This window comes from Winogradskyella sp. A3E31 (assembly GCF_046720935.1).
In the GTDB taxonomy this organism is placed as follows: domain Bacteria; phylum Bacteroidota; class Bacteroidia; order Flavobacteriales; family Flavobacteriaceae; genus Winogradskyella.
The window spans coordinates 54,327-76,590 of sequence record NZ_JBHNWH010000004.1 but is presented as its reverse complement, the minus strand read 5'-3'; the positions used below and the strand labels follow the sequence as shown (position 1 = coordinate 76,590).

Annotated in this window: 26 protein-coding genes; 11 read left to right on the top strand and 15 right to left on the bottom strand. The window is 35.3% G+C overall.

Annotated features, from left to right (window positions below; genetic code table 11):
* Window positions 1-99: 99 nt before the first annotated feature.
* Window positions 100-3,078, bottom strand: a complete 2,979-nt coding sequence (locus ACFEMA_RS06310) for a leucine--tRNA ligase (protein WP_411767219.1) — start codon at window positions 3,076-3,078, stop codon at window positions 100-102.
* A 419-nt stretch (window positions 3,079-3,497) separates the two neighbouring features.
* On the opposite strand from ACFEMA_RS06310, the gene ACFEMA_RS06305 reads away from it, so the two are divergent.
* From ACFEMA_RS06305 to ACFEMA_RS06280, 6 genes are all read left to right on the top strand, one after another.
* Window positions 3,498-4,376 carry a cell division protein FtsX gene (locus ACFEMA_RS06305; RefSeq protein WP_411767218.1) on the top strand — a complete coding sequence of 293 codons (879 nt, stop codon included), beginning with the start codon at window positions 3,498-3,500 and terminating at the stop codon, window positions 4,374-4,376.
* Between the two features lie 156 nt (window positions 4,377-4,532).
* Window positions 4,533-4,667 (top strand): hypothetical protein, encoded by a 135-nt coding sequence (locus tag ACFEMA_RS06300; RefSeq protein WP_411767217.1) that lies wholly within the window; start codon window positions 4,533-4,535, stop codon window positions 4,665-4,667.
* 143 nt (window positions 4,668-4,810) lie between these two features.
* Window positions 4,811-5,077, top strand: a complete 267-nt coding sequence (locus tag ACFEMA_RS06295) for a DUF3098 domain-containing protein (RefSeq protein ID WP_411767216.1) — start codon at window positions 4,811-4,813, stop codon at window positions 5,075-5,077.
* Between the two features lie 46 nt (window positions 5,078-5,123).
* On the top strand, window positions 5,124-5,915 hold the full coding sequence (locus ACFEMA_RS06290; protein ID WP_411767215.1) for an undecaprenyl-diphosphate phosphatase: 792 nt from the start codon (window positions 5,124-5,126) through the stop codon (window positions 5,913-5,915).
* Window positions 5,915-6,610, top strand: a complete 696-nt coding sequence (gene truB, locus ACFEMA_RS06285; RefSeq protein WP_411767213.1) for a tRNA pseudouridine(55) synthase TruB — start codon at window positions 5,915-5,917, stop codon at window positions 6,608-6,610. Before ACFEMA_RS06290 ends, truB begins: the two co-directional genes overlap by 1 nt.
* A 92-nt stretch (window positions 6,611-6,702) precedes the next feature.
* Window positions 6,703-7,440, top strand: coding sequence for an energy transducer TonB (locus tag ACFEMA_RS06280; RefSeq protein ID WP_411767211.1), 738 nt, complete (start codon window positions 6,703-6,705; stop codon window positions 7,438-7,440).
* 54 nt (window positions 7,441-7,494) lie between these two features.
* Here ACFEMA_RS06280 and ACFEMA_RS06275 read toward each other — a convergent pair whose 3' ends face one another.
* Entirely contained in the window at window positions 7,495-8,121 is a 627-nt protein-coding gene (locus ACFEMA_RS06275) for a thioredoxin family protein (protein WP_411767210.1), read from the bottom strand.
* A gap of 79 nt (window positions 8,122-8,200) precedes the next feature.
* Here ACFEMA_RS06275 and ACFEMA_RS06270 point away from each other — a divergent pair, with 79 nt between their 5' ends.
* Together ACFEMA_RS06270 and ACFEMA_RS06265 are read left to right on the top strand one after the other, a co-directional pair.
* The gene (locus ACFEMA_RS06270; protein ID WP_411767209.1) at window positions 8,201-8,449 is read left to right on the top strand and encodes a hypothetical protein; all 249 of its coding nucleotides are present in this window, start codon (window positions 8,201-8,203) and stop codon (window positions 8,447-8,449) included.
* Window positions 8,442-9,014, top strand: a complete 573-nt coding sequence (locus ACFEMA_RS06265) for a DNA-3-methyladenine glycosylase I (RefSeq protein ID WP_411767208.1) — start codon at window positions 8,442-8,444, stop codon at window positions 9,012-9,014. The genes ACFEMA_RS06270 and ACFEMA_RS06265 overlap by 8 nt, the downstream gene beginning before the upstream one ends.
* Here ACFEMA_RS06265 and aat read toward each other — a convergent pair.
* From aat to ACFEMA_RS06250, 3 genes are all read right to left on the bottom strand, one after another.
* On the bottom strand, window positions 9,011-9,634 hold the full coding sequence (gene aat / locus ACFEMA_RS06260; RefSeq protein WP_411767207.1) for a leucyl/phenylalanyl-tRNA--protein transferase: 624 nt from the start codon (window positions 9,632-9,634) through the stop codon (window positions 9,011-9,013). The two genes, ACFEMA_RS06265 and aat, sit on opposite strands and share 4 nt — an antisense overlap.
* Before the next feature lie 85 nt (window positions 9,635-9,719).
* Complete coding sequence (locus ACFEMA_RS06255; RefSeq protein ID WP_411767206.1) at window positions 9,720-10,097, bottom strand: DUF3127 domain-containing protein; 378 nt, start codon at window positions 10,095-10,097, stop codon at window positions 9,720-9,722.
* A gap of 43 nt (window positions 10,098-10,140) precedes the next feature.
* Complete coding sequence (locus ACFEMA_RS06250; protein ID WP_411767205.1) at window positions 10,141-11,010, bottom strand: flavin reductase family protein; 870 nt, start codon at window positions 11,008-11,010, stop codon at window positions 10,141-10,143.
* A 124-nt stretch (window positions 11,011-11,134) separates the two neighbouring features.
* On the opposite strand from ACFEMA_RS06250, the gene ACFEMA_RS06245 reads away from it, so the two are divergent.
* The gene (locus ACFEMA_RS06245) at window positions 11,135-12,289 is read left to right on the top strand and encodes a sensor histidine kinase (RefSeq protein WP_411767204.1); all 1,155 of its coding nucleotides are present in this window, start codon (window positions 11,135-11,137) and stop codon (window positions 12,287-12,289) included.
* 9 nt (window positions 12,290-12,298) lie between these two features.
* Window positions 12,299-12,649, top strand: a complete 351-nt coding sequence (locus ACFEMA_RS06240) for a hypothetical protein (RefSeq protein ID WP_411767203.1) — start codon at window positions 12,299-12,301, stop codon at window positions 12,647-12,649.
* On the opposite strand, the gene ACFEMA_RS06235 is transcribed toward ACFEMA_RS06240, so the two are convergent.
* Together ACFEMA_RS06235 and greA are read right to left on the bottom strand one after the other, a co-directional pair.
* Window positions 12,650-13,039, bottom strand: a complete 390-nt coding sequence (locus tag ACFEMA_RS06235) for an HIT family protein (RefSeq protein ID WP_411767202.1) — start codon at window positions 13,037-13,039, stop codon at window positions 12,650-12,652.
* A 245-nt stretch (window positions 13,040-13,284) separates the two neighbouring features.
* On the bottom strand, window positions 13,285-13,758 hold the full coding sequence (gene greA / locus ACFEMA_RS06230; protein ID WP_411767201.1) for a transcription elongation factor GreA: 474 nt from the start codon (window positions 13,756-13,758) through the stop codon (window positions 13,285-13,287).
* A 167-nt stretch (window positions 13,759-13,925) separates the two neighbouring features.
* Here greA and ACFEMA_RS06225 point away from each other — a divergent pair, with 167 nt between their 5' ends.
* On the top strand, window positions 13,926-14,357 hold the full coding sequence (locus ACFEMA_RS06225) for a hypothetical protein (protein ID WP_411767200.1): 432 nt from the start codon (window positions 13,926-13,928) through the stop codon (window positions 14,355-14,357).
* Here ACFEMA_RS06225 and ACFEMA_RS06220 read toward each other — a convergent pair.
* The 8 genes from ACFEMA_RS06220 to ACFEMA_RS06185 form a co-directional block, all read right to left on the bottom strand.
* Window positions 14,350-15,123 (bottom strand): hypothetical protein, encoded by a 774-nt coding sequence (locus ACFEMA_RS06220; RefSeq protein WP_411767199.1) that lies wholly within the window; start codon window positions 15,121-15,123, stop codon window positions 14,350-14,352. The genes ACFEMA_RS06225 and ACFEMA_RS06220 overlap by 8 nt on opposite strands.
* Window positions 15,120-15,887, bottom strand: a complete 768-nt coding sequence (locus tag ACFEMA_RS06215; RefSeq protein WP_411767198.1) for a hypothetical protein — start codon at window positions 15,885-15,887, stop codon at window positions 15,120-15,122. Before ACFEMA_RS06215 ends, ACFEMA_RS06220 begins: the two co-directional genes overlap by 4 nt.
* A 320-nt stretch (window positions 15,888-16,207) precedes the next feature.
* Window positions 16,208-18,451, bottom strand: a complete 2,244-nt coding sequence (locus ACFEMA_RS06210) for a TonB-dependent receptor (protein WP_411767197.1) — start codon at window positions 18,449-18,451, stop codon at window positions 16,208-16,210.
* A gap of 450 nt (window positions 18,452-18,901) precedes the next feature.
* Complete coding sequence (gene arfB, locus ACFEMA_RS06205) at window positions 18,902-19,306, bottom strand: alternative ribosome rescue aminoacyl-tRNA hydrolase ArfB (RefSeq protein ID WP_411767196.1); 405 nt, start codon at window positions 19,304-19,306, stop codon at window positions 18,902-18,904.
* 1 nt (window position 19,307) lies between these two features.
* Window positions 19,308-20,861, bottom strand: a complete 1,554-nt coding sequence (locus ACFEMA_RS06200) for a DUF4301 family protein (RefSeq protein ID WP_411767195.1) — start codon at window positions 20,859-20,861, stop codon at window positions 19,308-19,310.
* A complete protein-coding gene (locus ACFEMA_RS06195; protein WP_411767194.1) occupies window positions 20,861-21,427 on the bottom strand; it encodes an AAA family ATPase in 567 nt (188 codons plus the stop codon). The genes ACFEMA_RS06200 and ACFEMA_RS06195 overlap by 1 nt, the downstream gene beginning before the upstream one ends.
* Window positions 21,388-22,020 carry a nicotinamide riboside transporter PnuC gene (gene pnuC / locus ACFEMA_RS06190; protein ID WP_411767193.1) on the bottom strand — a complete coding sequence of 211 codons (633 nt, stop codon included), beginning with the start codon at window positions 22,018-22,020 and terminating at the stop codon, window positions 21,388-21,390. The genes ACFEMA_RS06195 and pnuC overlap by 40 nt, the downstream gene beginning before the upstream one ends.
* Window positions 22,004-22,264 (bottom strand): thiamine-binding protein, encoded by a 261-nt coding sequence (locus ACFEMA_RS06185; RefSeq protein WP_411767192.1) that lies wholly within the window; start codon window positions 22,262-22,264, stop codon window positions 22,004-22,006. The genes pnuC and ACFEMA_RS06185 overlap by 17 nt, the downstream gene beginning before the upstream one ends.

The window sequence follows — 22,264 nt, the reverse complement described above, 5'->3', positions numbered from 1 at the left end:
AAATAAGGGTTAAGAAATTTTGTCAGTTTTTGTTGGTTTATGATAGTGGAGATATAGATACACCATGCTTTTAGCGTGGCGCTCAAACTGACACTACGCTTACCCTACAATATTTACAATCTTACCTGGCACCACAATCACCTTTTTAGGACTTCGTCCTTGTAATTGCTCCTGAGTTTTTTCATTAGCCATGACCGCAGCTTCAATCTCGTCTTTATTTAAATCTAAGGACAGCTCCATAGTAAAGCGCATTTTACCATTAAAGGAAATAGGATATTCCTTACTGCTTTCTACAACATACTTTTCCTCAAACTTAGGGAAAGGTGCTGTCGAAATCGATTCTGTATTCCCAAATTGAGCCCATAGTTCTTCTGCAATATGGGGAGCATAAGGTGAAATCAAAATCAACAACGGTTCTAAAATATCCTTGCTTGTACATTTTTGGGCCGTTAACTCATTAACGGCAATCATAAATGTGGATACAGAAGTGTTAAAGGAAAAGTTCTCAATATCATCCTCAACTTTTTTTATGGTTTTATGAAGTGTTTTTAAAGACTCAGCCCCATCCGACTTCCCCAGAGGGGAAGCGTCCACGTAAAACGTACCATTCTCTCCTTGATGGTATAATTTCCATAGTTTTTTAAGGAAACTATGAACCCCTGTAATACCAGCTGTATTCCAAGGTTTGTATTGCTCTAATGGCCCTAAAAACATTTCGTATAGTCTTAAACTGTCTGCTCCGTATTGCTCACAAATGGCGTCTGGATTGACGACATTGTATTTGGATTTTGACATTTTTTCAACGTCACGACCAACTTTATAAACGCCATCCTTAAGAACAAATTCTGCTTCTTTAAACTCTGGTCGCCAATTTTTAAATGCTTCAACATCTAATTCATCTGACGAATTTACGAAAGAAACATCTACATGTATAGGTGTAAAATGACTCCATTTAGTTATTGACCCAATTGTACCTTGTGTTCTAATTAGATCTTGCAATTTACTCGGTAATAAATTAAAAATTTTGGTTTCATTCTTAATTGACTCATCGATTAAATTCTTAGATAACATAATAGAATACCTTTTATGGCTTTTGTCTAATAGACCATATTCCCATCTATAAACAAAAGCACTCGTCCCCAAAATCATCCCTTGATTAATCAACTTTTTAGCAAACTCATCAACAGGCACTAAGCCTAAATCGAACATAAATTTTTGCCAAAAACGGGCGTATAATAAATGCCCTGTAGCGTGTTCGCTTCCTCCAATATATAAGTCCACTTGCTGCCAATAGTTAATCGCCTCTTGTGAGAAGATTTCATCTTCATTATGCGGGTCCATATACCTGTTAAAATACTGGCTACTTCCTGCCCAACCTGGCATGGTGTTCAGTTCTAAAGGAAAAACTGTTTTATGGTCAATCTTATCATTATCTACTACAGAGTTAGTGGTGGTGTCCCACGCCCAAACCTCAGCATTGCCTAATGGTGGATCTCCGTCTTCTGTCGGTAGATATTTTTCAACTTCAGGTAAGGTGATTGGCAAATGCGTTTTATCAATCATTTGCGGCATCCCATTGACATAATACACTGGGAACGGTTCACCCCAATAACGCTGACGACTAAACACAGCATCTCGCAAACGGTAGTTGATTTTTCCTTTGCCTTGACCTAGCTTTTCTAGTTCGTAAATAGCCGTTTTAACCGCCTTCTTATATTTTAATCCGTTTAAGAAGTCACTATTAGCAATGACTGTGTTTTCCTTATCTGCAAAAGCTTCTTCAGAAATGTCAACACCTTCAAATATATTTGGAATTGGAATATTAAAATGTTTGGCAAAATCATAATCACGCTGATCACCACAGGGTACAGACATCACTGCTCCAGTTCCATAACCTGCTAAGACGTAATCGCCTATCCAAATCGGAATGGGCTCTTTAGTAAATGGATGTTCTGCATAAGCACCAGTAAAAACTCCTGAAATGGTTTTGACATCAGCCATACGGTCACGTTCACTTCGCTTAGCCGTTGCTTCAACATAGGCGTCAACCTCTGCTTTTTGGTCTTCAGTTGTAATTTTAGACACCAAATCGTGCTCTGGTGCTAAAGTCATAAAGCTGACACCGAAAATCGTGTCAGGACGGGTGGTGAAGACTTCTATTTTGTGAGACTCTTCGACTGCGCTCAGAGTGACATTCGGTAAGACATTAAACGTTACACTAGCACCAACGGATTTTCCAATCCAATTGCGTTGACTTTCTTTTAATGAATCTGTCCAGTCAATAGTTTCCAATCCTTGAAGTAGGCGTTCCGCATAAGCCGAAATACGCATACTCCATTGGGTCATTTTTTTACGAACTACCGGATGTCCACCTCTTTCGGAAACACCATTGACGATTTCGTCATTTGCTAAAACCGTCCCTAGTGCCGGGCACCAGTTTACTTCTGACTCCGCTAAATAAGTCAATCTATATTTCAGTAGTAATTTCTGTTGCTGTTCAGAGGAATACGATTTCCAATCTTCAGCTGAAAAGCTTGGAGTGTCTTCGTCGCAAGCTGCGTTAATGTTTGAATTGCCTTCTGTTTCAAACACAGCGATTAATTCAGAAATCGGTCTCGCCTTATCCGAATCATTACAATAATAGGATTCGAACAACTGAATAAAAATCCACTGTGTCCACTTATAGTATTGCGGATCTGAAGTCCGTACTTCTCTTGACCAGTCGAATGAAAAGCCGATTTGATCTAATTGACGACGATAGGTTTTTATGTTTTCCTCGGTAGTAATACGAGGATGTTGCCCTGTCTGAATGGCATATTGTTCTGCCGGCAATCCAAAACTATCATACCCTTGAGGATGCAAAACATTGAACCCTTTGTGGCGTTTGTAACGCGCATAGATATCACTGGCAATATAACCTAAAGGATGACCAACGTGCAGTCCAGCACCACTCGGATAAGGAAACATATCAAGCACATAATATTTAGGCTTTTCAGAATTATTTACCGCCTTAAAGGTTTGGTGCTTGGCCCAATAGTCTTGCCACTTTTTTTCTATACTGTTGAAATCGTATGTCATCGCTGTCTTGTCGTACAAATAAGCTGCAAATTTAGTGGTATTACAACACATTTAAAAACTATACGTTGTAATTGTGTTCATTAAAGGAAAACCGATATTAGAAGATTAATTTTAATCGATGTACTTTCTGATAAAATTTGTCAATTCGAGTGAATTTCACGATTGAAAATGAGTGAAATTTGTATCGAGAATCAGAATTTTAACTTAAGAAAGTTCTCGATACGATTTTGATCCCGAAAGCTTTCGGAGTCAAAATCACTCGAACTGACGATTAATTACTATTCTATGCTCAAAATGCTCAACGAGTTAATGAGATTTTCTGTATAACGGGAAAGACATTTTTAATGACATCAAAAGACTTATATCTTTTGAAGTTTTGTTCGTATTCTTTTATATTTTTACAGCATTAATTACCATTTATGGCCTCATCATTTGATCAGTATCAAAAACGAAAATTAGTTTCCTCATACATTTCGGTGGTTATTAGTATTGCGCTCGTTTTATTTTTATTGGGATGCTTGGGTTTATTGGTTATTAATTCTAAAAAAGTGGCCGATCATTTTAAGGAGCAGGTGGTCATGACCATTTATTTAAATGACACCGCCAAGGAGGTTGAAGTCAATCAACTTCAAAAAAGTTTAGCTATGGCTGACTACTCCAAGGAAGCCGTTTATGTTTCAAAAGAAGAGGCAGCAGAATTTATGCAGGGGGAAACTGGCGAGGATTTTATGGATTTTGTGGGCTATAACCCACTTAAAAATTCTATTGATGTGTATTTGAGAGCAGATTATGTGACCACAGATCAGCTTTCAGAAATTTCGACTGAACTATCGACCAAAGACTTTATTGAAGAAATTCGGTACGACAATGACCTCGTTGAATTAATGAATGATAACGTTAAAAAAATCACCTTTTGGGTATTGATTATTAGTGGCTTATTTACGTTGATAGCTGTATTACTCATCAACAGTTCCATACGATTAGCGGTCTACTCTAAACGCTTTATCATTAAAACCATGCAAATGGTTGGGGCGACTAAGACTTTTATTCGTCGTCCTTTTGTTTGGCAAAGCGTAAAACTTGGAATTATTGGTGCCATTGTCGCCATGATTGGTATGGCAGTTGTCCTTTATTACGTAAATAAATCTTTCCCTGACTTATCTCTTATGGAAAATACAGCGCTTATCGGCATTCTCTTTTTAGGCATATTTTTTATGGGCATTATTATAACCTGGATAAGTACTTTTATTGCTACACAACGTTTTCTTAATCTGAAAACGGATCAATTGTACTATTGATTTAACAACCCATTTAGTCTTAATTAACGCTGTTTTAACTTGCAGCAAGCAATTTGCACCCTAAATTCGTGTTATATAATAATCTAAAACCTATTTTTTTGATATAACAATACCTAATCCAAACCAACTTTTTTGTTTAATTTAAATTTGGAAATTATGAGTCGTATATTGTTTGTCGGTATTTGTTTAATAGGTATGACCGTTGTATTATTTGCAGAGCAAACTAATAATGCATCAAAAAAAGAAGCGCAAAAAGTTGTAAAAACTGAAACTCAACACGTTTTTAAATAACCTAATTATATAATAAAAATACAATAAGCTTGGATAAAGTCTTGAGTAACTAAAGGACATCCAAGCTTATTTTTTTGTAATAATGAATAATTTCACTTGAAATTGATTTAATTTGTATCAAATTAGACAATCAACTAAGTCTTATGGGAGAACAAAAACGTAAAGAACAATCTAAACCTGAATTTATCTTCGGAAAGAAAAACTACAAATGGCTATTTATTGGCTTAGCTTTTATAGCTGTTGGTTTTATTCTTATGGCTGGCGGCGGCAGTGATGACCCTAACGTTTTTGACGAATCCATTTTTAGCTGGAGACGAATTCGATTAGCACCTACTTTAGTGTTGATTGGTTTCGGAATACAAGTCTATGCCATCTTAACAAACCAAAAAGATTCTGATTCTAAAAAATAAAATTAGCTTCTCAAAATCAAGCTGAGTATTTTGATACATTTGCCCCATGGAAATAATTGATGCTATTATTTTAGGTGTTGTTCAAGGTCTTACTGAATTTCTCCCAGTCTCATCTAGTGGTCATTTAGAACTTGGTAAAGCCATTTTAGGAGATAGTTCCGTTCCAAAAGAAAGTTTACTATTTACTGTAGTGCTTCATTTTGCTACCGCTTTAAGTACAATTGTGGTCTTTAGAAAGGACGTTTGGTCTATCTTGAAAGGCGTTTTAAAATTTGAATGGAATGAAGATCTTCAATTTATTTCTAAGATTGCTGTTTCTATGATTCCTGCTGTAATCGTCGGCTTATTCTTTGAAGAACAATTAGAATCGCTCTTTGGTGGCAATATATTATTAGTTGGCTGTATGCTCATTGTAACGGCCATACTTCTGTTCTTAGCCGACAAAGCCAAAGACACCCAAAAGAAAGTCAGCTTTGGTAATGCTTTTATTATTGGTGTTTCACAAGCTATTGCTATGTTACCAGGGATTTCAAGGTCGGGAGCTACTATTTCAACCTCCGTGCTATTGGGAAATGACAAAACAAAAGCAGCCCGTTTTTCATTTTTAATGGTTGTACCATTGATTTTTGGGAAAATTGCGAAAGACATTTTAGGAGGAGAATTAACCTATGATACTAGTAATTTTACATCCCTTAGTATTGGATTTATTGCTGCTTTTGTTGCTGGTCTCTTTGCCTGCACTTGGATGATAGCTCTGGTTAAAAAGAGTAAGCTTTCTTATTTTGCCATTTACTGTGTTATTGTTGGTATTACTGCAATCATTTGGTCTCTGCTCTAATGAAAACTGAAGAAGATTTTAAAAACGGCCAGGTCTTACTCATAGACAAACCCTTGCATTGGACGTCTTTTCAGGCGGTCAATAAATTACGTTGGTCCATTAGAAAAGCTTTTGGGATTAAAAAAATAAAGGTTGGTCATGCAGGTACATTAGATCCATTGGCTACAGGACTTTTAGTAATTTGCACAGGAAAAATGACCAAACAGATTAATACGTTTCAAGGTCAAGAAAAGGAATATACTGGCACTATTACTCTTGGAAGCACTACTCCGTCTTTTGATTTAGAAACTGAGATTGATAACACTTTTGAAACCAGCCATATTACCGAATCGTTAATTCACAAAACAACTGAACAGTTTACTGGAGTGATTCAGCAGTATCCTCCTGTTTTTTCTGCTATAAAAAAGGATGGCAAACGCTTATACGAATTTGCAAGGGCTGGGGAGGATGTTGAAATTAAGCCTCGAGAGGTTGAAATTTCGACCTTTGAAATTACCGAAATTAAAGAAAATAAGCTTCAATTTAGAGTCATTTGTAGCAAAGGCACTTACATTAGATCTTTGGCTCATGATTTTGGAAAAGCACTAAAATCAGGTGCTCACCTTTCAGAATTACGTCGTACTCGAATTGGAGAATTTAAGGTAGAAGATGCGAATACCCCAGAAGAATTTATTTCTCAATTACCTCGTTTTTAGCACGGTAATTGCAGCTTTTTTTGTGATTTAATCTTTTTGAATACTATATTCGTATATATTAGTGACGGAAAAGTTATAAAAATAATTAATTTTTGACCCTATTAGAAAAACATAAAGCCCTAATTATCACATTCTTGGTCACAGGAATTGTGGTCTTCGGATTGTTCAGCATTCATTTAACTAAAAAGAGTGAATTTATCGCTGAAAGTGTCTATGAGATTGAACCAAAAACTGAAGAAGAAATTCTAGAAGAACTTGAAGCTTTGGCCAATGCCAACCTTCCTTCAACAAACAAAGCCTTTAATGAAGATCAGGATTTTAAGGAAATGATGAAGAATTTTAAGACGGTTACGGAAGATGCAGGGGAAGAAAGCCGTGATGCTGACGAAGCAGCCAATGAAAGTGATGTTGAAGAAGAATTGACCACAAACTCTAGCTACACCAGTGGTAAGGCTTATGCATTAAAACAAAGCGAAACAGAATCTTATAATAAACTAAAGGATGTTCTTAAAAAGAAAAGCGACAATCTCAATAAAGCAGGAGAGCATTCTAACACCAAAAGTACACTAACCTACTCTTTAAAAGGGCGAGCTCTGGTTAATTATAAAACCCCGCGTTATCTGTGTGAGGATGGTGGAAGAGTTGTTGTTACCATACATGTGAATCGAAAAGGGCGAGTTACGGATGCTTCCATTAATGGAGCTTCCCAAACCAACAACCAATGCCTTACCGATCATGCCATTGAATATGCAAAAAATGTGCTCTTCAATCAGGGCACAAAATCATCTCAAATAGGTACCATAACCTTTGCCTTTAAAGGAAAAAATTAGGCTGCTCTTCTTTTTACGGAAAAACAGCCTTGCTATTAATCAAAATAAGGGTGATTAATTATGCTCCTTCAATATTTTTATAATATCATTTTGTGTCGTTAGACCTTTATCCTTATTATACCAACGTTGTAAATCTTCTTTAAACTCAGGGGTTAGCTTTCCATATTCTTCCTTGTAGGCTTCTACCATATCCGTCGCTTCCGAAGGCCGTGGGCCATAAGTATCAATGACATTCTTAGTTTCATTATCAATGATAAGCAACTTAGGGATAGATTTACTTCCATTGGTCAAAAACTGGTTCATCAGATCTTCATTCTCGTCTCTCAGCACCACCTTATACTCTATTTTAGAATTTAATGTTGCAAGCTTATTTAGTACAGGCATAATGTGGGCTGCATCCCCGCACCAGCTTTCTGTAATGACCAGCCAAGTCTGTCTGCTTTCAATATCTTTTAGAGCTATTTCATTCTCTTCAGAAATTTTTACTGTTTTATCCCAGCGCTTCATTCTGCGGTCGTTTAGCATCGTGTAATTAACTAAAGCTTCCGTTTTTTCATGCCCGGTTGTTTCGCCTTTTTTCGCTAGTTCAAAGACCAAAGCTCTATACTCATTATAGGTTAAGCTTGTTTTAAGACTTTCTGAGATAAGTTCTTGTATTGAAATAACATCTGTTATATTCATAGTGCAAAATTAAGTTTCAATTTGTAATTAATGTGTAACTGTTGTTACATTAGTAGAATTGAACTCAAAACCTTACAGCATGAATTGGTCTTCTTTTTTCGTTTGGGCAAAGTCTATTCTAATTATCTTATTTGCTTTTTCTGTATTTAGTTCAACCTATAATTTGGGTGAATCCCAAAATTTTATGAGCAAAGAGAATGCTAGACAGTTAAAATATCTTGTCATCCTCCTTTATGCTATAGTTTATATTATTGAGCTTAAAAGAAAAAATAAAATGCAAGAAAACCAGATTAAAGAACTTGAAGCAAAACTTAGCACAAATGACTAAAGAAGAAAAGCATAGATGTGGCTGGTGTGTGGGGGATTCATTATATGAAGCCTATCACGATACGGAATGGGGCGTCCCGGTTTATGACGATGACACCCTATTTGAATTTTTAATATTGGAAACCTTTCAGGCCGGGTTGAGCTGGATTACCATTTTAAGAAAACGAGAAAATTTTAGAAAAGCACTAGATGATTTCGATTACAAAAAAATAGCTAAGTATCAGCAAGAAAAAGTAGATGAGTTACTTCAAAACGAAGGTATTATTCGCAATAAATTAAAAGTCAATGCCACAGTAACCAATGCTCAGGCATTTATGAAAATTCAAGAGGAATTTGGGTCATTTTCAAAATATATCTGGGCATTTGTGGATGGAAAACCCATCAAAAACAGCTTTAAAAACTATAAGGATGCTCCTGCCAACACTCCTTTAAGTGACACCATTAGTAAAGACCTTAAAAAAAGAGGCTTTAAGTTTGTGGGTTCAACCGTGGTGTATGCACACATGCAAGCGACAGGTATGGTCAACGACCACGAGGTTAATTGTTTTAGATATAATGACGTTTAAAGGAAGGTTAGGAATTCTTTTCTGGGAATTTCTTTAGCCCCTAAACTCTCTAAATGCGGCGTAAAGATTTGGCAATCGATTATTTTAAAATTAGAGTTTTGAACAAAGTGAATAAACCCGTATTTACTGGCATTACTTTTTAAAGTGAACATACTTTCTCCGCAAAACATACCATTTTTAAGATCTATACCGTACAAGCCCCCAACCAATTCATTTTCATCCCAAACTTCAATTGAGGTGACATAACCAGACTCGTGCAGTTTTTGGTATGATTGTATCATATCCTCCGTTATCCATGTCCCTTGTTGACCTTCTCGTTTTACCTTAGCACAATTTTCGATAACCGCTTTAAAATTTTGATTTTTTGTGACCTTGAACCGTTGCTTTTTAAACAACTGTTTCATGCTTTTTGAAACCTTTACATCACTTGGGAACAAAACAAATCTAGGATCTGGAGACCACCAAAGGATTGGCTCCCCTTCTTCGAACCAAGGAAAGATGCCTTTTGAATAAGCATAAAGCACCCGTTCTGGACACAAATCACCTCCAATGGCCAATAGTCCATCTTTTGAGGCTTGGGACACCTCGGGGAACGTTATGCGTTCATTTAGAAAATACATGTTTACTTCATCTGCACTTTGTTGACACAACTCTCAATAAAAAAAGCCACGTAAAAACGTGGCTTCAATTTATATAATTTTTTGATTAAAAAGGCAAATCATCATGATCGTCATCATTTAAATCACCTGCTGGCTCAAACGCATCCGATGGTGGCACCGGCGGCATCTCTGGCGATCCCCCTTCTGTTTGTAAGGCTTCAATTCTCCAACCTTGGATAGAGTTAAAATACTTGGTTTCCCCTTGTGGGTTTACCCATTCTCTTCCTCGTAGGTTGATGTTTACTTTTACCTGCTGACCTTCGTTAAAATTGTTTAATAAGTCCGTCTTATCCTGAACAAACTCAATCATTAAGTGTTGAGGATATTGCTCTTCAGTAGTCACGACCACTTCTCTCTTTCTAAAACCATTGCTTCCAAAGGTTTGTGTTTCTCCTATCATTTTAATGCGTCCTTGTACTTTCATTTTCTAAATTTAATGTATTAATTATGTGTGCTAAAATTACTGGCTACGAAAGTAATAACTTCCAAGCACTTTCCACGTCTCCATAACTTAAATAATTTTGAGCCAGCTTATGTTTTTCTCTATGAGATTTGTTCCGAATGTCTGTATGGCGGTCTTTTATACCATTTATAAAATCTTCTATTTCTTTTTGGCTAGGCAATTTTTCTACATTAGCCAACATCCCTAAATCATTACCAGTTAAAATCATGCTGTTTTTAATCTCTTCTGGTAGCGCATCCACACCAATTCCCATTGTTTTAAGTGGTTTTGGGATTTCAAAAAATCCATTTTTAGCCCTACTGTAATAACTACCCCCTGCTCTCGACACCAAATCCAACGCCTCTTGATTAATACTTCCTGACTCATCCAAAACTTCCTTCGCTATATGAAATTTAACCACTTCGCAAACAATCAAATTACCAGCGCCACCTTCTGAACCTAATTTTACTATTTCATTGACCTTACATTCAAACTGAACAGGAGATTCTCCAACCCTAAATGGCTTTACAACATCCGATTTTACCATAGTCAACCCAGCTTTTTCAAATTCATTAACACCTTCAGGGTACTCCGTACTACTTAAAGACATTTGATGTACAATATCAAAATTTACAACATTTATAACGACCTCTTTAACCGATTCAGCATTCATTAGTGTATGTTTTACCGTATTATCCCTTACACGTCTGGCAGGGGAAAAAATCATCACGGGCGGATTAGCACTAAAAACATTAAAAAAACTAAATGGGGATAAATTGGGGTTGCCATCTTTATCAATAGTACTTGCAAAAGCAATAGGTCTTGGCGCTACGGCACTCAACAAATAACTATGTAACTTTGGTGTTTCTAATTCACTTGGGTTGTATGAAATCATAGGCACTTTTGATTTTTCCCAAAGATAACCATATTACAAGAGTCTTAAAATTAATTGGTTATAGTTTACAACAATATTTTTACAAGAATTGCATTATATTTAGAATTAGAAACTACAGCAGTCCATGGCATTAACGTCCAATAGAAATGCATTACGTTGGGTAATGATTATTTCTTCATTCATTATTATCTCTCTTATCCTTTGGAATACCTATTCGTTCTTTCAACATTTTAAGTCTGAAGAACGAAATAAAATGAAAAATTGGTCATTTGCTCAACAAGAAATTAGTTCAACGACCAATTTAGACTTAGAAATTGGGGATCTTCCATTGAAAATAATTTCAAGTAATACTACAACTCCTATGATAATGGTGAGTAAAGAAGGTAGTATGGACTATAATAATATTGATGAAGATAAAGCTCAAGATTCAACATACCTCTTAAACCTGATTGAGAAATTTAAGAACCAGAATCAGCCTATTGAAATTAGATATAAGAATGAAGTTTTATCAACATTATATTATGGCAATTCCCCGTTGCTGAATAAACTGAAATTCTACCCTCTTGCCCTTTTACTGATTATTTTTCTTTTTGCTGCTGTAGTGTATTTCTTTTATCGCAGTGCTAAAACTGCTGATCAGAACAAACTTTGGACAGGTATGGCTAAAGAAACGGCCCACCAAATTGGCACTCCACTGTCTTCATTAGTCGGTTGGACAGAAATTTTAAAATCTGAAAATGTCAACCCTGAGTACATTGCAGAAATGGAGAAAGATGTTGACAGGCTTCAAACTATTACAGAACGTTTTAGTAAAATTGGTTCATTACCAACTCTTAAGACCTATGATATTGTTGCTGTAACTGAAGATACCTTCAACTATTTAAAAGCACGGTCTTCAAAATTAGTGGATTTTGAAATTTCAATTCCCGATTCCATCATAGAAGTTGATTTGAATGAACAATTATACAGTTGGACCATTGAAAATTTAGTAAAGAATGCCATTGACGCGATGAAGGGTAAGGGTAAGCTTAAACTATTGATCCATCAAACCTCCAAAGAGGTTGTTATCGAAGTTGTCGATTCTGGTAAAGGCATTCCAAAGGGGCTATTTTCTAAAATATTTGAACCAGGATATACGACTAAAAAACGAGGTTGGGGCTTGGGACTTTCATTAGCAAAACGTATCATTGAAGATTACCATAACGGGAAAATAAAGGTGTCTCAATCGGAAATTGGGAAGGGCACAACCATTCAAATTACATTAAAAATAAAGTCTTAAATTTGAGATATGGGAACTTCAAAATATTTCACATTAAAGGAGGCTAGACTCAATAATAATTGCCCTGAGTGTTATTCTTCTGAGGGTTTACAGCTTGTTTTTAGACAAAAATTTGTTGAAAACGCCTTTTATAAGGCAGTGACTTTAGACACTATTAAAGAAATGCACTGCACTAATTGTAATATGGAAATATTCCCAGTACGATGGACCGATGATATAGAACAGGTTGTTGCATATCAAACTCGTGCGGTAAATCCAAAACCAAAATCGATTAAATTAAAGACGTTAACTTGGATACTTATTGTTGTTGATTTGATTTTGTTAGTAGGAATAATTCTTTATGCTACTGGTGTAATTTAATTAGACCTGCTTTGCTATTGAAGCAGCTATGTCCTTAAATTCTTCGTCACTTAACGTTGCCTTACTTAAAAAACGTGCATCTTCCATGGATTGCAATGGAATGAGATGAACATGAGCATGTGGCACTTCCAAGCCAATAACGGTCATCCCTACACGTTTACAGGGTATTGCTTTTTTAATGGCTTTAGCTACAGTTCTTGAAAAATTCATTAAGCCCTGATAATCTGCTTCATCCAAATCAAACAGTTTATCCACTTCTTTTTTTGGGATACATAGTGTATGGCCCTTGGCGTTTGGATTAATATCCAAAAACGCAAGATAATTTTCGGTTTCTGCTACTTTATAGGATGGAATTTCACCATTAATGATTTTTGTAAAGAGGGTGGGCATAAGATGAAATGTTATGTCTCCTTGAGCGCAGTCGAAAGGTTGTATTGTTCTAATATAATTAGGTTTCGACTGCGCTCAACCAGACAATTTCTATAAATATAAAAGATTCCTGTCAATTTCTTAAAGGCAATCAACAGGAATCTTTTTAAATAGGCACTTCGACCACTTTGAGCAGTTCGAGAGCCTCACTGTCCGCCTCAGTGAGCGAGGCTCAGCGTGACACCTAAGTGCCTAATACTATATAATTATCTAGAAATTTCTAATATATCAAATTTCATAATACCACTTGGCACTTGGATTTCAGCAGTATCGCCTACAGATTTACCAAGTAGTCCTTTACCGATTGGTGAGTTTACTGAAATCTTTCCAGATGCTAAATCCGCTTCACTTTCTGCCACCAAGGTATAGGTCATCTCCATACCATTAGTCTGATTTTTAATCTTCACTTTAGACAAGGCTAAAACTTTAGATGTATCCAACTGTGACTCATCAATTACCCTAGCATTCGATAAGGTTTCTTCCATTTTTGAAATTTTCATTTCAAGCATTCCTTGGGCTTCTTTGGCTGCGTCGTATTCAGCATTTTCACTCAAGTCACCTTTATCTCTTGCCTCAGCAATAGCCTGTGAAGCTTTAGGGCGTTCAATATCTTTTAATTGACGTAATTCTTCTCTTAATTTTTTTAATCCTTCCTCTGTATAGTATGATACTTTACTCATAATTCATTCGTTTTAATAGTCTAAAGATTGCATAGAAACAATTTATAACACTTTACTCGTTGTAGTAAATGCAAAAAATCCCGCTTTCACGAGATTGTTTAACAAATATACAAAATTTATGCTCTCAGAGAATTAATTGTAACTTGTGCAACGAAAAAAAACACTGAATGAAAAGAATCTATTGTGTCTTTGCAACCCTATTGTTACTGGGATGTAATAGTGATGACCGACCTAATAACTGTAACTTTTTGTTAGATGTAGGCATCAATTACAACGTTAACCTCAACTTGCCACAGTTTAATCAATTGCTATTTCCCGTAAGTGCTGTTAGAGTTGAAGGTCAAGGCAATAATGGTTTAATTATAGTTGCTGTTAGCAGTGGTCAGCTCCGTGCTTGGGATGGTGCAGATCCAAACCATGTGCCGTCTAGCTGTTCTGGTCTTAGCCTTGATGGACTATTTGCCACTTGTGGTTGCCCAGATGCTAACACTTACGAAGTTGTTACTGGACAAATCACTGGTGAAAATCCCCAACCCTGCACACTACAAGAATACAGAGTTGAGGCAGTGGGGAATAATCAGTTTATTGTTACTAATTAATCTTTTTTTTCTTCTTTAAATAAATAGAGAACTCAATCCCAAAAGAATCCCCTCTAAAACTAAAATTACCCGACGTATCTGGCGATTGCTCCAAATTACTAAACAAAAATGTACCATTATAGAGGTCTTGCAATGCAAAATTACAATAGACATTGGTACGCAACATCCACTTCTCAAAAGGAAAATACATACCAACACCAAATTGTATGTTAGCATACCATGGTGCGGTTTGTCTTTCATTGATAGATTTCAAAGAAGTAAACTCTTCATTTTGTGGTGCTTTTATATTATACTCACTAAATGTTGGGCCAAAATTTTGATGATATCCGATAATTAAACTCCCATTAAAACTTAACTTTCCAAGAGAGGTATTAAGAATATATTCAGATGTAATCGGTAAATTAAAGCGCCAACTGTTATCTGAAACTGTTTCAATAATAAATCCATAATCTCTATCAACATCAGGTATTTCTATTGCATCGATTCTGTATTCGTCAATCTCTCTTACTAAAAGCACAGATAGTCCTACCTTAAAGTTGAAATTTTTAGTTTGTAATATATCATAATAAAGTCCAAAATGTGGAGATGTATAGTTTATAAAATTCAATTCTAAAGTTGGAGGTAATGGGTTTGTATCTGAACCAAAGTATCTCGATACACCAAATTGAAATGAGAGTTTGTGGTAACTGTTAAAAAATTGGGTGTTCTGACCAGTCAAAAACAATGGCAGGGACAACATAACATAAAGCCAAAAGGGTTTTCTCACTTCTTTTTCTTTTTTAAATACACTGAGAACTCAATCCCAAAAGAATCCCCTCTAAAACTAAAATTACCCGAAGTATCTGGTGATTGCTCCAAATTACTAAACAAAAATGTACCATTATAGAGGTCTTGCAATGCAAAATTATAATAGACATTGGTACGCAACATCCACTTCTCAAAAGGAAAATACATACCGACACCAAATTGTACGTTAGCATACCATGGTGCGGTTTGTCTTCGATAAACCCTATCTATTGTTGTAAATTCTGATTCGTTTGGAGCTTTTATCCCATATTGAGCTACTGTGTTGCCATATTCTTTACTATAACCGATTATTAAACTACTACTTATAAAGAGTTTATTTTTGCCTAAATCGATTAGATACTCGGTAGTTAAAGGAAGATTAAAACGCCAACTACCAGCACCTTCAACGTAGAAATCCCTGCTACTATCAACACTTGGTATTTCTTCTGCCTTTATTCCGTATTCCTCCCAATCTCTAACTAATAAAGTAGAAAAGCCTAGCTTAAAATTAAAGTTGTCAGTTTGGAGTAAATCGTAATAAAATCCAAAATGAGGCGATGTAAAATCTCTAAATTTGTATTTTAAAGTTGAGGGTATAGTTGATGTCTCTGAGCCAGTATATCGCGATGCTCCAAATTGAAATGATAGTTTGTGGTAATCGTTAAATATTGAATTTGTTTGTGGAAATATTTTATTTGGTATAACCAAGAGCAACACTAAAACAATATAGAGTTTAAATTTCATATAAAAAGTTTTAAAAGCCGAAACAGTATGCTTCGGCTTTTAGTTTAAAATTTAGTTATAAAAAAAATCATCAATGTAAGCTACGCTACCCTTTTTATGGATAGTCTTTAACTTTTGTTGTTTTGTTTTATAGACATAACTCTTTATGAGTGAGTGAGTTATTTGCGAATCAAAACTAAATTAAAAAAGAACACAAAACACAAAAGTGTAAAATTATTTTTATGCAAGAAAATTCCTTGTATTTCCTGCTAAAACCAAAAAAATCACAGCAAAAAATTAAATTTTTTTACTGTGATTAAGAAAAAGACGTCAGATTTTACTTAAAATTTAAGCGTCGCACCAACTAAAAAGTTTGTAGTTGCTTGGGGATAAAATCCTGCTCCTTCAATAGTTGTCACCGCTCCTGGATTGCTAAAATCATCATCAAATGTGTAGTAGTAACCGTTAGAAACATAGGTTTCGTTAAATATGTTATTTACTAAGCCTGTTAAAACAATAGATTTGAACACAGACTTTGGATATAAAGTATAGCTGATATTAAAATCGTTAGTTAAGTAACTATCCAATTTAGAAAATTCAGATTCTGTGTTGCTTAAAAATTGCTCCCCAACGTATTTGGTTAATAAAGACATTTGTAAATTTTGGACCGGTCGGTACACCAAAGCATTTGCCGCAACCAGTTCTGGTGAAAATGAAATATCTGTTTTGCCCAAATTGACGATTTCTCCGTTAATAGACGCTATAGTTTCCACATTTTTATTAGAACTAATAGTAGCATTTGGCTGAATTGTGAATTGTGATGTTACAGGGATTATCGCCTCTAACTCTAATCCCAACCTATAACTCTCACCGCTATTGGTACGTATAGGGTTGCCCACGTTATCTAATTGTCCTGAAAGTACCAACTGCTCATTGTAGAGCATAAAATAGGCGTTTGCATTAAACGTGAAATTGTTTTTGTTATGTCTCCAGCCTAATTCAAAATCATTTAATTGTTCGGGCTTAACAGCATTGTCGTTTTCAAAATCGGTTCGGTTTGGTTCTCTGTTTGCTCTTGCATAAGAAAAGTACAAATCGTTATTTGAATTTACATCATAGGTAATCCCTGCCTTTGGATTAAAGAACGTAAAGTCTTTATCAACTTCAAACAACACCAAATCTGAAGAAATTCCTTCAGTCTCATAATTGATGTTTCGTAACTGTAAATCACCGTAAAGACTAATTTTTTCATTTAACCTATAATTGGCTTTGGCAAAAAATGAAAGATCTGTCTTTACAGAACTACCGTCGTAATAACGCTCTTCAAAATCAATTTGGTCTGCATACTCTGCCCAAATGACTTCGCCAAAATGATCCCCTTTGTAATTACTGTAAGACCCTCCAAAAATCATATCCAGATTATTTTCCTTGTAATTGGCATTAGCATTAATTACAAAAAAATCGTTATCTAACCAGCGTCTTCTTATGTAATCCATGGAATTTACTTCTTCTCCATTGACAGTAATTGGATCTATTCCAAGAAACTCGAAAGTGGCATCGCTAGAAAAATAGATGTTTGAATATAGATAATCATCAACGTATTCCTCAAAGAATCCACGGCCATAGGTATAATTTAAGCCTAAGTTTGTAGACCATTGATTATTGTATCGCTGATTCCAATGTAGCTGATAATGATCTTGACTGTAATCATCCACCTGGTTGTTGTGATAGCCTTCAAAATTACCTTCATCATCAAACTGAATACCTGCAATATTGAACCTTCTGTTTTCATCGATATTTGGGTTAAACCCAATAGCCCCAACCGTTGCAGCTTCAAATCCATACCAAGATTGGTAGGTCACTTCATTTCCCCCAAACGTAATGGCTTTTATTAGTGTATTATCGTCCACATAAGAACCCTGTAAAAAATAGGATTTTAAGTTCGACGATGCTCTGTCGATATATCCATCTGATTGAATATTTGATAGTCGACCAGCAATTTCAAAATGATTATTAAGTAAGCCCGTACTAAACTTTACGGTGTGCTTTCTGGTATTAAAACTTCCAAAAGAATTTGAGATTTCACCCGAAGCCTCATTTGAAACAGCATCTGTTAACACGTTGATACTAGCCCCAAAAGCCCCAGAACCATTTGTGGATGTCCCCACACCTCGCTGTAATTGCAAGCTCTCTACTGAAGATGCAAAATCCCCTAGGTTGACCCAAAATGTCCCTAAGGATTCTGCATCATTATACGGAATACCATTAATCGTCACATTTGTAGATTGTGAGCTCACGCCTCTTACTCTAATACCAGTATAGCCTATGCCGGCACCAGCGTCTGTAGTTGTGACCACAGAAGGTAAAAAGTTCAACAAGACAGGAATATCCTGGCCCAAATTGCGTTTTTCAATCTCCTTTTTGGTCACATTACTGTGTGTAATTGGAGATTTAGCGTCCACACGGACGGCTTTTACCAAAACTTCATCTAATTTTTCAACTTTGGTAGAATCGGTTTCTTTTTCTTGTGAAAATGCACTAAAAGTCAGTGCAAAAAGACATAAAAAAGCAAATACATTTTTCATTACGATTAAATTTATAATCGAATAAAAAGAGGTCATTATTCTATGTTAACTATTGATTTTTTGAGCTTTTGTGAGTTTGAAGAACCAATCAAATTTTTTCAATTCAAAAAAAAATAGATATTCTTATCGCACTCGCTAAAAATGTCCACTAGACATTTTATTAACGCTCGTTTCCTAAACAGCATTACCTGTTCTAGGTTCAATGGGTATGATCTCAGCCAAATGGATTTACGTTTTTGATTTTTGATTTTTGATTTCTGAACTTTTCAATTCATCAATCGTCAATCTCAAATCGTCATTCGCCAATCAATCGAGCACCCCTTTTTTGAGAACAGCGCAAAGATAAATATCAATTATGGAATGGCAATGAGGAAAATTTAATTTTTGGGATAGCACAATATATTAATCGTAATATTGCAATATTACGATACTATAAAACTAAAAAAATAATCAATCCACATTTGGAGGCTTTCTATTGGCCTTTTTCTCAGAATTGATTCGCTTGTTTTTAAGTCGCTTTCGTTTTGCCGCTTTTGGAGTTTTAGTTGGGATACGCTCTTTTTCTTCCCTTAAGCCTTCCTCCAGAAGTTCAAAAAAACGCTGGGTCACAATAGACTTATTTCTAAATTGACTTCGGCTTTCACCACAACTAAGCACCAAAACTCCGTCTTTACTTAAACGATTGTTGAAGAAGTTCTCAAGTTTTATTTTTTCATCATCAGAAAACTGCGACGTGTTTGCTAAATCAAAATAGAGTTCCACTTTTGTAGCAACCTTATTTACGTTTTGCCCACCTGAACCTGAACTCCTGACAGCTTTATAGGACACTTCATTAACAAGTTGATCTTTGTCCACTTTACTTAATTTGATGAGCTGGTTTTAGAAGATCGTTGACAGTTTTTACTGGATTAAAGGTAATGAGAGGCACCTCAACAAAAATACTATTCCAAAAGGCCATACTACCATTCCAAAGTCCTGGTAATTCTAATGCTTTTAACTCTTTTCCTGTCTTTGTTTTATTGGTAATGAATGCTGTCTTTTTATCGACAAATTTCATTAAGTCGAACTTATTTCCCTTATAGTCCTTAACACCACATACAAGATCGACGGGATTAAAATGTGTAGAATTATTAAATATTTCCTTCTGTTTTTTATTCTTTCGATTAATTTGAGCCGATTCTACGATTTGCAAAGATTGTTCACCATATTGGTTTTTTATCCAAAATGGTCCGCCACCAGGTTCCCCTTCATTTTTAACCATCCCGCAAACGCGGATAGGCCTGTTCAACATTATTCTTAAATATTGAATTTTATACTTTTTAGCATATTTATGGTAGTCTCTTGTTAACCTTACATTAAGCTCACTTTGTAAAAATGAACTAATTTCTTCAAGTGTTTCATCGCTAATATTTTGTTCGTCAAGTTGGTTTAGATACTGGAACGCTTTTTTCTGTACTTCTAATAGAATACCAGCTAATACCTTTTTATACTTGGCAACTTCATCCTTGTATTTGTAAACCACAACGTTATCAATATTCTTTATAAAAATAATATCCGCATCCACTTGGTTTAGGTTAGTTAAAAGAGCACCATGACCAGAAGGCCTAAACAACAATGACCCATCTTTATTTCTAAATGGTTTGTTTTTTAAATCTACCGCTATCGTGTCCGTTGACTCCTGTTGGTAGGAGAAATCTATCTCAAACTCAGACTCTGTTTTTTTCTCAACCTTATGCTCTATGCGTTCAAACTCCTGTACAAATTTATTCTTGTACCGCTCTGAAATTGTAAAATGTAATTTTGCGTCTTTATTATCAGGAGCATATAAGGCAGTTTCAAATAAGTGCTCTTCAAACGCAGTTGAAACAATGTTATTTTTATATTCATGGAAAGGCAAAAGCCCTTTCGGATAATTCCCAAAATTGAGTTGGTCTTCATCGAGCATTGCATGAGCAAAATGCCACACTTTTTGGTTGATATTTAAAGTATCGAAATCAATACCTCTTTTCTGAAGTACATCTAAAACCTCATTATAAAAAGGGAATTTATCCATCCCAAAAATGAATAATTTTAGCTCACTTTGTTTGCTTTTGTTAATGTAAGAATTTATGGATTGTTCTTCTGGATTATATTTTTTTATAAACTTAAACAAGAACTTAAACATACGTGTCGCAGCCCCTGAAGCTGGAACGAACTTCAGCGTCTCTAATTCATTTTTTTGAGATTCAAACTTTGAAATATAGTGCTCTATTACCTTTTTATTTAACGGTTTTATACCATTATCTAAAGTTGCAGCTTCTACTAAACTTGTAAATGGTATACCTTCTTCAAAAAGAGAAAGCTGTTCATTTACCTTTTCAACTGAAAGTCCTTTATCTAATATTTGTTTTTTGTCTTGTTCTGTAAACATTACTTGTCTTTTAGTAATCTATCTATATGCTCAACTGCTTTATTAAAACGCATGTTTTTAGAACCTTTTAAAATAACATACAGTTTATTTGCATTTTGTAATGCGTCCTCAAAAGCTCTAAACATTCGTGCGCGCTCATTAGGTTTATCCCTTAAATCATCAGCAATCCAAGGCACATCAATATAAGTTAAAAAATACAAATTGTACGAATTTTCGAGTGCCATTTTCTCCAATAATGGATTACAACTGCCTTGGTAATACGCTTCACTATACACTTTAGTTTCTAGTAAATCGGTATCGCAAATCAATACTCGGTTTGCTTTTTTTGCTAAGGTGTTTTCTAATTCCATTTGTCCTACAGCTATAGGCACAAGGTCTTTAGGCTCGCAGGCTTTCTGTTCATTGTTCCATTTTTCTTGAAGATACGTTCTCGCATATTCTGGCACCCAAACGGTATTGTAGTGGTCAGCGAGCTGTCTTGATAAGGTCGTTTTCCCTGTTGATTCAGGACCAAACACTACTACTTTTATGCAATCACTGGGTTGTTGTCTAAGTGCTTCTTCCATGCTATATATCCATAAATTGCAATTACAGTAAATCCTAAATATTGAAAGCTTGTAAACGTAAAGCCTTTATAAAAATATAAAGGAACTGAGATAATATCGCCAATAATCCAAAAAATCCAATTTTCAACTTTGCGCCTTGCCATCAACCACATCCCAACAAAAAATATAGCCGTGGTCACCGTATCCACATAAGCCACCCAACTAGTCCATTTTTCAAAAGTTTGATAAACGAGGTAAACAAACAATAGTGTCGCTATAAAAATACCAACACTCAATCTCTTCTCTGTAGCTGTTGTCATTGAAATCGGTGTCATATGTGTCGCATCAACCTTTCTAGTCCAGATATACCATCCATAAATACTCATAATGAAATAGTATCCATTAATCATCATATCACCCAATAGCTCCCATTTAAACAAGAGGTAAACAAAAATCGCCGTGCTTATCATCCCTGTTGGGAAAACCCAAATACTATTTTGTTTTGAAAACCAAACAGACAAAAACCCAAAAATGACAGCAGTAATTTCAAGTATAATATCAATAGTACTGTAATCTGAATATTGCCCGAAAAAAAACTCAAAAATGGGGTTCATAGTCGTGTCTGTCAGATTTTACAATTTTTAGATACAAAAGCCCTCTTTCCATTAACTCAAAAGCTTCTTTTATCTCTTTGGTGAGTAAATGCATTACCTCATCATACTCCCCATAAACTTGAGTACTCAACGGATTCTCTAATACTTTTAAATTTGAAGCACGTAGCTTTTTTATAAAGTGAATAATAGATGGTTCGTAGTCATCGTGTAAAGGGGTCAAAGTTAATTCTACTGATATTTTCAT